At 42.4% G+C, this 14,125-nt stretch carries 5 protein-coding genes and 2 riboswitches; of the genes, 4 read left to right on the forward strand and 1 reads right to left on the reverse strand.

Translation table 11 applies throughout. The annotated features are described in order from the left end of the window. Positions 1-3: 3 nt before the first annotated feature. Together DYI25_RS15040 and DYI25_RS15045 are read left to right on the forward strand one after the other, a co-directional pair. Entirely contained in the window at positions 4-654 is a 651-nt protein-coding gene (locus DYI25_RS15040) for a 5-bromo-4-chloroindolyl phosphate hydrolysis family protein (protein WP_213370315.1), read from the forward strand. Next, positions 654-1,823 (forward strand): toxic anion resistance protein, encoded by a 1,170-nt coding sequence (locus DYI25_RS15045; RefSeq protein ID WP_213370317.1) that lies wholly within the window; start codon positions 654-656, stop codon positions 1,821-1,823. Before DYI25_RS15040 ends, DYI25_RS15045 begins: the two co-directional genes overlap by 1 nt. Before the next feature lie 196 nt (positions 1,824-2,019). Then, positions 2,020-2,103, reverse strand: a riboswitch (cyclic di-GMP riboswitch). A 126-nt stretch (positions 2,104-2,229) separates the two neighbouring features. On the opposite strand, the gene DYI25_RS15050 is transcribed toward DYI25_RS15045, so the two are convergent. Then, entirely contained in the window at positions 2,230-2,691 is a 462-nt protein-coding gene (locus DYI25_RS15050; RefSeq protein WP_213370319.1) for a hypothetical protein, read from the reverse strand. A 567-nt stretch (positions 2,692-3,258) separates the two neighbouring features. Between DYI25_RS15050 and DYI25_RS15055 the strand changes: the two genes are divergently transcribed. Continuing rightward, a complete protein-coding gene (locus tag DYI25_RS15055; RefSeq protein ID WP_249745511.1) occupies positions 3,259-9,015 on the forward strand; it encodes a 5'-nucleotidase C-terminal domain-containing protein in 5,757 nt (1,918 codons plus the stop codon). A gap of 220 nt (positions 9,016-9,235) precedes the next feature. Next, the gene (locus DYI25_RS15060) at positions 9,236-13,441 is read left to right on the forward strand and encodes a S8 family serine peptidase (protein WP_213370323.1); all 4,206 of its coding nucleotides are present in this window, start codon (positions 9,236-9,238) and stop codon (positions 13,439-13,441) included. A gap of 259 nt (positions 13,442-13,700) precedes the next feature. Then, positions 13,701-13,791, forward strand: a riboswitch (cyclic di-GMP riboswitch). Positions 13,792-14,125: the final 334 nt, after the last annotated feature.

Genomic DNA, 14,125 nt, shown 5'->3' on the forward strand with positions numbered 1-14,125 from the left:
AAAATGAATCCATTCGTTTCATTTATAATACGAACTGCAGTGGCATTGCCGTCGTCCATTCTATTTTGGCTGTTGAGTTTTGCTGGATTTGATCAGACATTCCTTATATCGTCACTCATCGCGATTGCCGGAGGAGGTATCGTTTATGGGATAACGGGTGCCTATTTAAAGAACAGGTTTCTTAAAAGGCATGGCTTAACGTATAAGGAATACAAATATATAAAGAAAAACCTTGATGATGCGAATACGAAGATCAAACGTTTGCAAAAGGCGCTTTTTACAATAAAGCATATCAGGTCATTAAAGCAGCGAATTGAGCTTCTGAGGATGACGAAAAATATTCAACGGCTGACGAGAAGGGAACCAAGAAGGTTTTACCAGGCTGAGAAGTTCTATTTTTCACATCTAGATTCCGTACTTGAGCTTTCTGAAAGATATGCCTTCCTATCATCCCAATCGAAGGCGAATCGAGAACTCGAATTCTCTCTTCGGGATACACAGGAAACACTGGAAGATTTGACAAAGGTTGTTGAGAAGGACTTGTATGAAGTACTGTCGAATGATATTAATCATCTGAACTTTGAAATTGATGTCGCGAAGAACTCCATCAAAAAGTATAAGGAGCTTCCGGATGAGAGCAGGAGGTTAAAGTAATGGCTGAAAAAGACCTATTAAAGGATACAACCAATTTTATGGATGAGCTTCTCGAAAACCCTTTTGGTGATACTCACGAACTGACGGTTAAGCCACAACTAAAAGAAGAGGCCAAGGCCGTCAGGTTGATCGATGTAATCCCGCAGGAAAACAGGGAGCGGGCATATCAGCTTGCCGCCCAGATTGATCCGAAAAACCAGCAGGCGATGATCACTTACGGCTCACAGGCTCAGGGGAAACTCCTAACTTTTTCACATGCCATGCTAGAGCATGTACAGAAAAAGGATGTCGGTGAGGTCGGTGACATCATTAATGATTTAATGAAGCGCCTGAATGAAATGAATCCTGAAGAACTGAGTCCGGAAAAACAATCTTTCTTTTCCAGGATTTTTGGCAAAATTTCTGGATCCGTTCAAGAAATACTGTCAAAATACCAAAAGACAAGTGCGCAGATCGACCGGATCAGCGTCAAGCTTGATCGCAGCAAGAATGTGCTTTTATCGGATATTGGCATGCTCGAGAAATTGTATGAAACAAATAAAGAGTATTTCAATGCTTTAAATATTTATATTGCGGCAGGGGAGCTAAAGCTGGAGGAACTGCATCAGAAAACGATCCCGGAACTGAAAAAGGCTGCGGAAACATCGCAGGACCAGATGAAGTTTCAGGAAGTAAATGATATGATTCAGTTCGCAGACCGACTTGATAAGAGGTTATACGACCTGAAGTTAAGCCGTGAAATCACCATCCAGAGCGCGCCGCAAATCCGTTTGATCCAGAACACGAACCAGGCGCTCGTCGAGAAAATCCAGTCTTCGATCGTTACGGCGATTCCGCTATGGAAAAACCAGGTGGCGATTGCCTTAACGTTGATCAGGCAGCGTCATGCAGTAGAAGCCCAAAAGCAGGTTTCAAAGACAACGAACGATTTGCTGCTTAAAAACGCAGAAATGCTGAAAACTAATACAATTGAGACAGCTAAGGAAAATGAACGTGGCCTTGTTGACATCGAAACTCTGAAGAAAACGCAGGAAAACTTGATTACAACCCTTGAAGAAACCTTGAGAATCCAGCAAGAAGGCCGCACGAAACGCAGGCAGGCTGAACAAGACCTTGCAGCAATGGAAAATGAACTGAAGCTAAAACTTCTTGAGATTAAAGGAGACTAAAAAAAAGGTGCTGCCCATGATAGAGGGCAGGCACCTTTTTAAATTTGATTCGCCATAACTGTCAAGAATGCACTCAAAACAATTGCAGTCAACAATAGAGAGGTATAGAGAATAAACTTTTTTCTCTTTTTTCTTTTAATCTTTGCTTCAGGCGTAAGCCAATAATAGTTTGACATCAACAATTTCCCCTTTAATTGATGGTAGCTGGCTGGCATTGTCGATGACAGAAGCCCCTATAGCTTTGCGTCATTACCTTTCAGTAACTTTGCCCACTAACTAATATATCGGCAGGAAAGAAAAAGCATTAATCCGTTCGACAAAATTATGGTGGTAACAGGTACTGCTACTTAAAATAATACTTAGTTTGTCGTAATTTGTCGATATACATGAGGTATTATTAGGTAAATTATTTGTTGTAGTTCCATATTATTGTCCATTCTTTTTGATGTTTTACGACATATACCTCCTGGACGAAACTGAATTTCCCATACTTTCCGTTGTAGGTCTGGGTAACCAGAAATTTAACAGCGGTATTGAAGGGTTTTTCTCCTTTGGCTGGCCGCCAATTTTTTATTTCTTTTCCATCACTGACAGTAAAGTCAAATGAATCAGCACCAAAGTGGCCAATGAAGACATGAGAACGATCTTGTATGAAAGCGGGCTTGGGGAACCTCTCTTTCATATAGGGATGAAACAACTCCCAGGAACTTGAATAGTTATTCTTTTGTTCATATGAGTAAAATTCCTCTACCGTATTTGCTGCACTGCCGCCAAAGGAAATTAGTAGCTTAAAAACAACCAAGGCAAGCCCGACTGCAGATAGCAATATTAAAATTACTGGAGAAAGAATAGGCTTGTTCCTTCGCATAAAATAATCTCCTCAAAAACTGTCTTTGTTAATAATTATGAAATCGTGACCAGAAATATACGGAAGGATTTCCTGGTTTAAATTCCGGGATAAGTTAAGAGATAATGCGGAGTGAGTCAATGAAAGTGAATATAAAGATAGAAGATATTATGAGATATAAACTCTAGTTTTTATGCCTTTTTGTAATAATAGTAAGAAGTTTAAATGAGTCTAATGATATTTTTTGTTAATTTAATTCAAAAACTTGTAAATTTAGGTTAAAAGTCCGTGGATTTTGTTAATATGTGTAGATATTTTTTAGTTAACTATAATACAATGAAAGGGTAGTATCAGAAAAAATAGCGAAGGAGGATGTGAGCAGGATCTACCGCATGGCCAAAAGATTAGTAGGTTCCTAATTTTATACTCCTTAATTTTTTTTAAGGTTTATGGAAGCGCTACCATTTAAAGCGTTTTTTAATAAATGGGGGGGCAGAGAGGGAATCTTGATAATAATTGTTGGCTATGGGAAGTCGGACGTCAAGCCACAACCAAAATGTTCCAATAAGGAGGAAAATGAGATTGAACATGTTTAAGAAACAATGGTTCGTCCTAATGACAATTTTCACATTGTTAGTAGGATACGCTGTTCCAATCGCTCAAGTAGTTAGTGCTGAGGCAAGCTATATTACTGTTGAAGAGGCTATAACGAATAATTCTGGCACTGCTACAGTTAAAGGTTATATTGTTGGATTTACGAAAGGGACAAATTCTTATCAGTTTGAAGGGCCATTTACTAGTGATACCAATTTCGCTATCGCAGATAGCCCAACTGAAAGAGATCCAGCAAAAATCCTACCAGTACAGTTACCGTCAAGTCCTGCTTCGGTAAGACAGACATATGGCTTACTATCTGCGCCAAGTGCTCTAGGTAAAGAAATTGTAGCTACAGGTACCTTAACGGCTTACTTTAATGTGCCTGGTTTGAAAACTCTTACAGCTATCCAATTCTTCGGTGAAGAACCACCGCCACCACCTCCATTTGAAGGTATTGAAGGCTTAACAATTGCTGACATCCAGGGAGAATCTCACAGTTCCCCATATGCTGGTGAAAATGTTAAGGGTGTAGAAGGAATTGTCACTCATGTAGTTGATGGTTCAAACTTCTACATGCAATCAGCAACTGCTGACTCCAACCCTAAAACTGCGGAAGGTATCCTTGTTTATAAAGGGATGCATGGAGCTAAGGCTGGTGACCTTGTAAAAGTTAATGGACAAGTAAAAGAGTGGGTCCTAGATGGCTACTCCGATAAGCTTGACACTGACCTTGCGATGACAGAAATCAATGCATCGACAGGTTCGGTTGAAGTGGTTTCAAGCGGAAATGAACTGCCTGCAGCAGTCGTAATCGGCAAGGATGTACAACCTCCTACTCAAATCATTGATAATGATGCTTTTGGTGCATTCGATCCCCAAGAGGATGGAATCGATTTCTACGAAAGCCTTGAAGGTATGCGCATTGCGCTTGAGAACCCAACTGCAGTCGGACCTCAAAAATATGGTGAAATTCCGGTAATCATCGGAAAGGTTGAAGGAAAGACTTACACAGATGCTGGCGGTACAATCCTTTCAGAAGATAATTTCAACCCTGAAAGATTCCACCTATTAACTACCGACCGTAACTATGTTGTTAAAACTGGTGACTCATTCGGCGGTACGGTTACTGGTGTAGTAAGCTATGGCTTTGGAAACTACAAAGTCCTCGTTTCAGAATTGCCGACAAAGATTGAAGGAACAAACCAGCGTGAAGAAGCTTCAATCGTTAAAGCAGACGACAAGCTTACTGTCGCTTCTTATAACATTGAAAACTTCACTGGAAATGACCAGGAAAAAGTTGATAAGATTGCTGAGTCAATCGTAAATAACCTGAAAACTCCTGATATCATTGGTCTGGTTGAAGTCCAGGATAACAATGGACAAACTAATGATGGAACGGTTTCTGCAGACAAAAACTATGAAGCGTTGATTGCTTCGATTGTGGCTCATGGCGGTCCTGCTTACGAATGGACAGACATCGCTCCTGAAAATAATTTGGACGGTGGAGCTCCAGGAGGAAACATCCGTGTTGGATTCATCTACAATCCAGAGCGCGTAACTCTTAATGAAGGTATTAAAGGAACTGCAACTGAAGCAGTTGCATACGAAAATGGTTCACTGACTCTTAACCCAGGAAGAATTGAACCTCAGAACGAAGCATTCGCATCAAGTCGTAAGCCATTGGCTGCTGAATTCACTTTTAATGGTGAAGAAGTGATTGTCATTGCGAACCACTTCAACTCAAAAGGCGGAGATCAGGGTCTTTTCGGAAAGAACCAGCCTCCTGTACTTGGCAGTGAAGTGCAGCGCATGAAGATCGCAAACGTCGTAAAAGGCTTCATCACTGATGTGTTAAGCAAAAATGAGAACGCTAACGTTGTTGTGCTTGGAGATTTGAATGACTTTGAATTCTCTAATCCGATTCAAACTCTAAAAGGTGACATTTTAACAAACCTTGTAGAAATGGTACCAAAAGCTGAACGTTATACGTACAACTATCAAGGAAATGCTCAAGTTCTTGATCATATCCTTGCAACGAACAAATTGGCTGCTGGTGCAGAAGCTGATATCGTTCACCTTAACTCTCAATTCATGGAAGCGCACGGACGTGTGAGTGACCATGATGCAGTATTGGCGCAGTTCAGTTTTGCTCCAGTACAAGAAGAAACATTCAAGCTTTCTGTCATGCACACAAATGACAGCCATGCGAATGTTGAGAAGTACCCAAGACTTACAACAGCTGTTAACACAGTAAGAGAAACAAAGCCAAACGCGCTTCTTTTAGATGCTGGTGACGTGTTCTCTGGAACACTTTATTTCAATAAGTATCTTGGTCTTGCAGACATGGAATTCATGAATGCTCTTGGCTATGATGCTATGACTCTTGGAAACCATGAGTTTGACAAAGATTCAACTGTTCTATCAAACTTCATTAACGCAATGGAGTTCCCAATTGTAAGTGCGAACGTAAATGTAACAAATGATGAAATCCTTGCGCCGTTCTTCGCAGACGAAATCAGCTCTGCTCCAGTTGGCGGAAAGATTTACCCTGCGATCATCAAAGAAGTGGAAGGCGAAAAGGTTGGTATTTTCGGTTTGACGACTGAAGATACAGTATTCCTTTCTTCTCCATCAGAAGATATCGTGTTCGAAAAAGCAGTAGACAAAGCGAATGAAACAGTAGCTGCTCTTGAAGCCCAAGGCGTGAACAAGATTGTCCTAATCTCTCACTCAGGCTTCAACGTGGAAAAAGCTTTGGCTGAAGCTGTAAACGGCATCGACCTATTAGTCGGCGGCCACTCTCATACTAAGCTTGAAAAGCCTGTCCTGGTTGAAAAGGACGAGCCTACGGTTATCGTACAAGCGAACGAATACCTGAATTACCTTGGTGTAGTTGATGTGACATTCAACGCAGAAGGCGTAGTGACAGGGTTCGAAGGCGAGCTTTTGGATACAAAGACTTTTGAAGCTGATCCAACAGCTGCAGCGCGTGTAGCAGAATTGGCTGCGCCAATCGAAGAACTGAAAAAGACGGTCATCGGCCAGTCTGATGTAGTCCTTGATGGTGTGCGTGCAAATGTCCGTACAAAAGAAACAAACCTTGGAAACATGATTGCAGACGGCATGCTTGCAAAAGCGAACGAATTTGAGCCAACTGATATCGCAATCCAAAATGGCGGCGGCATCCGCGCTTCAATCGACCAGGGCGATGTTACTCTTGGAGAGGTCCACACTGTATTGCCATTCCAGAACTTGCTTGTAACACTTCAGTTGACAGGTGAAGAAATTTGGCAGGCACTTGAGCACGGTGTAAGCGGTGTTGAAACAGCCGAAGGAAGATTCCTTCAAGTGGCTGGCCTTAAGTTTAAATACGACGCATCCAAGCCAGTTGGAAAGCGCGTTTGGGAAGTAAAAGTAAAGACTGGAGATGTTTTTGCTCCAATCGAATTAGGCAAAACTTACAACGTAGCAACAAACGCATTCACAGCTAACGGCGGAGATGGCTTCGCAATGTTGAAAACGGCAAAGGAAGAAGGTCGCATCCACGACTTGTTCGTAGTCGACTATGAAATCCTTTCTGAGTACATTGAAAAGCACAGCCCGGTTGCACCTACAGTAGAAGGAAGAATCGTGGCTGAGAAGAATCCGGTATTCAACTTGTCTGTCATGCACACAAATGACAGCCATGCGAATGTTGAGAAGTACCCAAGACTTACAACTGCTGTAAACACAGTAAGAGAGACTAAGCCGAATGCACTTCTTTTAGATGCAGGTGATGTATTCTCTGGAACACTTTACTTCAATAAGTATCTTGGTCTTGCAGACATGGAATTCATGAATGCTCTTGGCTATGATGCTATGACTCTTGGAAACCATGAGTTTGACAAAGATTCAACTGTTCTATCAAACTTCATTAACGCAATGGAGTTCCCAATTGTAAGTGCGAACGTAAATGTAACAAACGATGAAATCCTTGCGCCGTTCTTCGCAGACGAAATCAGCTCTGCTCCAGTTGGCGGGAAGATTTACCCTGCGATCATCAAAGAAGTGGAAGGCGAAAAGGTTGGTATTTTCGGTTTGACGACTGAAGACACAGTATTCCTTTCTTCTCCATCAGAAGATATCGTGTTTGAAAAAGCAGTAGACAAAGCAAATGAAACAGTTGCTGCTTTAGAAGCTCAAGGTGTGAACAAGATTGTCCTAATCTCTCACTCGGGCTTCAACGTTGAAAAAGCGCTGGCTGAAGCAGTAGACGGCATCGACTTATTAGTCGGCGGCCACTCTCATACTAAGCTTGAAAAGCCTGTCCTGGTTGAAAAGGACGAGCCGACTGTTATCGTACAAGCGAACGAATACCTGAACTACCTTGGGGTAGTTGATGTAACATTCAACGCAGAAGGTGTAGTGACAGGATTCGAAGGCGAACTATTGGATACAAAGACTTTCGCAGCTGATCCAACAGCTGCAGCGCGTGTAGCAGAATTGGCTGCACCAATCGAAGAACTGAAAAAGACGGTCATCGGCCAGTCTGATGTAGTCCTTGATGGTGTGCGTGCAAATGTCCGTACAAAAGAAACAAACCTTGGAAACATGATTGCAGATGGCATGCTTGCAAAAGCGAACGAATTCGAGCCAACTGATATCGCAATCCAAAATGGCGGCGGCATCCGCGCTTCAATCGACCAGGGTGAAGTCACTCTTGGAGAGGTCCACACTGTATTGCCATTCCAGAACTTGCTTGTAACACTTCAGTTAACAGGTGAGGAAATCTGGCAGGCACTTGAGCACGGCGTAAGCGGTGTTGAAACAGCTGAAGGAAGATTCCTTCAAGTGGCAGGCCTTAAGTTCAAATACGATGCTTCCAAGCCAGTTGGCGAAAGAGTCTGGGAAGTAAACGTTAAAACTGAAAATGGTTATATGCCAATTGATTTAAACAAGTCTTACAATGTAGCAACAAATGCATTCACAGCTAACGGCGGAGACGGCTTCACAATGTTAAAAACGGCAAAGGATGAAGGCCGCATTCACGACTTGTTCGTTGTCGACTACGAAATCCTTTCTGAGTACATTGAAAAGCACAGCCCGGTTGCACCTACAGTAGAAGGTAGAATCGTAGCTGAACAAACACCAGTTGAGGAAGTAATGGATGGCTGGTATGAAGATGAAGAAGGTAACTACTACTTCTTCATTGATGGCGAAATGGTTACTGGCTGGGAAGAAATCGATGGTGACTGGTACTTCTTCAATGAAGACGGCATCATGCAGACTGGCTGGGTAAAAGTTAATGGAAAATGGTATTACTTGAAACAGGATGGTTCTATGGAAACTGGCTGGATTAAGCTAGGTAACCGCTGGTACTATCTTGATGCTGCAAATGGCGATGCTAAACTTGGCTGGTACAAGGTTGGCAACAAGTGGTACTACTTTGATAAAGATAATTCAATGAAAGCTGGCTGGATTAAGTGGAGCAACAAGTGGTATTACCTTGATGCTAAGAATGGCGACATGAAGACTGGCTGGGTGAAATCTGGCGGTAAGTGGTACTTCCTTGATGGAAGCGGCGTCATGAGAACCGGCTGGATCAAGACTAGCGGCAAATGGTTCTTCCTTGATGGAAGTGGAGCCATGAAGACTGGCTGGGTTTTATCAGGAGGTAAATGGTACTTCTTGTACAGCAATGGAAGCATGGCAGCCAACACTGTTGTCAACGGATATAAAGTTGGCAGAGACGGTGCTTGGATTAAGTAAAATTAGGAAAGGACTGCCCGAATGGGCAGTCCTTTTTTGTCGAAAAAGAGAGAAAAATATAATGCTAAAATCCTGAAATTTCAATTGCTAGAAGGCTGTAAATCGAATAGAATCATCTTGTAATTATTACTATTTTTTTACATTTTAGGAGTTGATAGGAAGAACTCTGCCATCTTTTTGCAATGCCATGTATTTAAATAATTAGGGGGAAAAGAAATCTATGGAATTAAGAAAAAACAAACTTCGAAAGAAGGCGGCTGTCTATGCAATGACTACAGCGATGCTTCTTTCGAACTTTGGGTTGGCATCCCAAACCTCTGCTGCACCGAAAACCAATAGTCTAGAAACGAAAATCATCCAATACAAGCAGCACCTTAAAATGGACGATGGCAAGAAACTATCAACTCACAAGAAGCTAAAAGATGCCAAGGCGCAATTAAAAGCAACAGACAAGGTTCGAGTGATCATAGAAGTTGAAGGTGAGACTCCTGTAGAGCATGCAACTACAAAAGGGTTATTATACAAAGAACTATCAGAAGATACCAAAATATCAATCTCGAAAAAAATTGAAAAAACACAAAAATCAGTACAAGATAAAATCAAGGCTAAAGGCGTGAAGGTTCAATACAAAAATAAGTTCTCTACTGCGTTCAATGGTTTCAGCGGTGAGGTAGTATACGGTGACCTTGCAAAAATCGAAGGCGTCGAGGGCATTAAGAATGTCTATCTGGCCAATGAATATAAGCGTCCTGAAGTGAAGCCGGATATGAAGACAAGCCATCAATTCATCCAGTCCAGCGAAACTTGGGCTGATGCAGGCTTGAAGGGTGAAGGGATGGTCGTTTCTGTCATCGATACTGGTGTTGATCCTTCCCATCAGGATTTCGTCCTGACGGATGCATCCACAGCAGAACTTGACCAGGCAGAAGTGAATAAGCTTGTAGCTGATAAGAATTTAAAGGGCAAATATTTTACTGAAAAAGTTCCTTATGGATACAACTACTTTGACCAGGATACTGTGATCCTTGATTCAGTTTCAGGTGCATCAATGCACGGAATGCACGTTGCTGGCACAGTGGCAGCAAACGGAAATGAAGAAGAAGGCGGTATCAAAGGGGTTGCACCTGAAGCGCAGGTACTTGCAATGAAGGTATTCAGCAATGATCCATTATTCCCGTCTACATGGTCTGATGTATACCTGGCTGCTATCGATGAATCTATTAAACTGGGTGCGGATGTGCTTAATATGAGCCTTGGCGATGTCGCGGCATTCTACCAGGAGCAAAGCGCAGAGGACCTTGCGATTACAAGAGCGGTGGACAATGGAATCGTCGCTTCCGTATCAGCCGGGAACTCTGGGCATATTGGCTATGGATGGGACAATCCTTTCCACAAGAATCCTGATATTGGCGTTGTCGGCGCACCTGGACTCAATCCGGATTCCATCCAGGTAGCTGCTTCAGGAAACGCAGCTTACCTGTATGAGCATGGGATCACAATCGAAGGTGCCGAAGATTTTACCGGCGTTGGTTATGGGCTTGATGACTGGAGCCAGCTTCTTGGTGTATATGACTCACTTAAATTAGTCAGCCTTGAAGGGGGCTACGGCTATCCTGAAGAGTATGAGGGAAAAGATGTGGAAGGAAAGGTTGTCGTTGTTCAGCGAGGTGATATCTCATTCTATGAGAAGACACAAATTGCTGCTGATTATGGTGCTGTCGGCATCATTGTGTATGACCATGGCCAGGGAGCATTTTATGAAAATCAGGGCGGCTGGGCCATTCCGTTCATGCAGATCCATAATGAGGAAGGAGTGGCGCTAGAAGAATTGATTGCGGCAGGAAACACAACGCTTCATGTCACCCAGCAAGGTATAAGTCCTGATCCAGAAATGGGGAAAATGACTGATTTTACTTCATGGGGAACAACGCCAAGCCTAGAGCTTAAGCCGGAAATCACAGCTCCTGGAGGAAAAATTATTTCTACTCTGAATGGTAATCAGTATGGAGAGATGAGTGGTACCTCTATGGCAGCTCCGCATGTTGCGGGAGGTTCCGCGCTTGTTCAGCAATACCTGCAGAATGATGAACGTTTTGAAGGTTTGACAGCTGGCGATAGAACGAGATTGGCCAAAGTTTTGCTGATGAACACGGCCGAAATGATCATTGACCTGGAAGGGCAGCCATTCTCGCCACGCCGTCAGGGTGCCGGCATGATGCAGACATATGCTGCGGTTGATACACCTGTATATATCGTCAACAGTGAGACGAATGAATCAAAGGTAGAATTAAAGGATTTCGGAGATACACAATTTGAAATGAGCTTTACGGCGGTCAATATTTCAAATGAAGATGCTACCTATCAGGTGAATACTAGCGTATTGTCTGACACCATCCAAGAAAGCGAAGGGTATGAAAATTACAATGCGCTTGTAGCAGGAAATATGGAAGGTGTCAAAATCGATGCACCTGAAACGGTCACTGTACCGGCGGGAGAAACAGTTGATTTTACTGTAAGTGTAGACATTACTGATGCAGTACTACCTTATAAAACTCTTGATGGAGAACTGACGACAACTGAATTAATGGAAGATATCTTCGTTGAAGGCTTCGTTACGCTGGAAGATGCATCTGAGGTAAATGTACTTCCAACATTAAATGTTCCTTATGTAGGCTTCTACGGTGAATGGGACCGTCCGGAAATCCTTGATGGCTTCGTGGACTTCGGAGAATCGAAATACTATGACCTGTCAGGTATGTTCGATTATGAAGATGAAGAGGGTAATGTATATGAAGAGCCTGTACATGATATGCTAATCGATGACTGGTTCGCGGCTCCGGCTGAACAGGGTTATTATGCGATTTCTCCAAATGGGGATTATATGCATGAGAATATCAACCCTCTTCCGGCATTCTTGCGTAATGCAGCAGAAGTTCAGTTTAATATTTTGGATGAGAACGAGAAATTTCTTCGTCGAGTGAAGTATGAAAAAGATGTGGTGAAATCTTACTTTGATGGCGGCTGGGGTATGCCATTTTCATATAATTACGAGCGTACATGGAATGGCAAGGTAAATTCCAACACGGTAAAAGATGGGCTATACTATTATGAAATCAAATCAGTGATCGATTATGAGGGAGCTGACTATCAATCTAAATTGATACCAGTCTATGTTGATACTGTTGCTCCAGAAGTTAAAGCAGCATTTGATCCAGAAACAATTACTGTCAGCTGGGAAACTGTCGAAGAGGGATCAGGAGTTCTGGCATATGCCATTTTCGTGAACGGCGAGTTTTACGATGAAGTGTACGGCGAGGAAACTTCATACCAATTCGAAGAGCTGCCGGAAAGTGCGATTATCGAAGTTATGGCTGTTGACAATGCCTATAACTTCGGTGCCGATACAGCTGAAGTAGGCGATGTCGTATCTGCTGATCCGTTTGTCATCGCGTTCAGCCCTGAACCTTATGGTTCATACAATACGAAAACCATCCCGGTTGAAGGCTATATCATTGACGATAATGGACTAGCTTCCGTAACAGTCAATGGGAAAGCAACAAGCTTCACTCACGACACTGGAGCAGGTTGGTTCCGCTTCAATACAAGCGTTTCCTTTGCAAATGATGGTTTTTACGACGTCATCATAACAGCTGTTGATAAAAAAGGCCAGACGCATTCATTGTCCCGCAAGGTATTCATTGATACGACAGCCGCACAGCTATCTGTATCGGCACCGGCAAGAGTCGACCTGGATGTAGAAGAAACAACCATCAAAGTGACGATGAAGGATAACTTTAACTACCTGTCACTGTATGTCAATGACAGCCACGAATATGAAAAAGCAATCGTAAGCCCGGTTGATGTCCAGAAGGCTGCGAATGACACAGTCGAAGTTACGGTTCCGCTAGAGCTTGGCGACAATAACGTTTCATTGAGGCTGAGGGACCTGAGCGGAAATGAGACAGTGAAAAATATAGTCATCAAGCGTGCAGAAGAAATTAGAAATGGATGGTACCAGGAGGGCGGCAAGTGGTATCACTATAAAAATAACAAGCCGACAGTAGGATGGCTGCTTGAGAACAACAAATGGTATTACTTGCAAAGCAGCCAATCAATGGCAACAGGCTGGTTAAAAATCAATAAGCAATGGTACTTCTTCGACCAGAAGTCAGGAGCTATGAAAACAGGATGGGTAAAATCCAGCAATAAGTGGTATTTCCTTGATTTGAAAAACGGGAATATGAAAACTGGCTGGACTAAATGGAACAACAAGTGGTATTTTCTAGACCTGAAGAATGGCGACATGAAGACAGGATGGGTTCTGTCAGGGGGCAAGTGGTACTTCCTTTACAAGGATGGGTCCATGGCTGTCAATACTGTCATTGGCGGGTATAAAGTTGGCAAAGACGGTGCCTGGATTAAATAAGTGCATGAATGAAAAGGACTATCCGTAACTGGATAGTCCTTTTTAGATTGAAAACAAATAGTCTTATAGGTTCATTTTATGCAAATTTGGTTTATTACCCACATATATGAGGGAATAAAATTGAAAATTATATATAAGCTATTTAGCAGATGATTTAAAATCTGTCAATATGATAATTTTTCCAAAATTATAAAAAACAGGTCTAAAGACCCTTACAAAAACCGAGGCAATTCGATATTTTGGAAGCATACACATAGATCGTACGAAACGGCAAAACTCTTGAAAAAGGGTGACGCAAAACTAAAGGGACTAAAGTTAATTTGTGTTAACTATGTCAGCCAGCTTCCGAATACGAACTCCTGCGGTTTGTGTGCTAAAAGGAGGGAATGAATGTGTTGTTGAAAATCAAGTATCACCTGCATTTATTTTTGGAAAAGCACAATGAGGCTTTAATGCAAGACGCATTATGTGAAAAGCTCAGAGGAAAATTATCCGAACGAGCGAGATATCATAGCAATCGTGCATTAAACTTGACGGCAAAAATTGAATAGTCTTAAATAAACTGCCAGCTCTGGCAGTTTTTTATTTTACTCTATGATTTTCCTCGCTACTTGCCACGTTAAAGTCTGTTAAACTCCTTCTAAGTCGTTGAGTGATCTCCAGCCTTGAAACAAGTATCTCGAA

It is taken from the genome of Mesobacillus boroniphilus (assembly GCF_018424685.1).
GTDB classification, from domain to species: Bacteria; Bacillota; Bacilli; order Bacillales; family Cytobacillaceae; genus Mesobacillus; species Mesobacillus boroniphilus_A.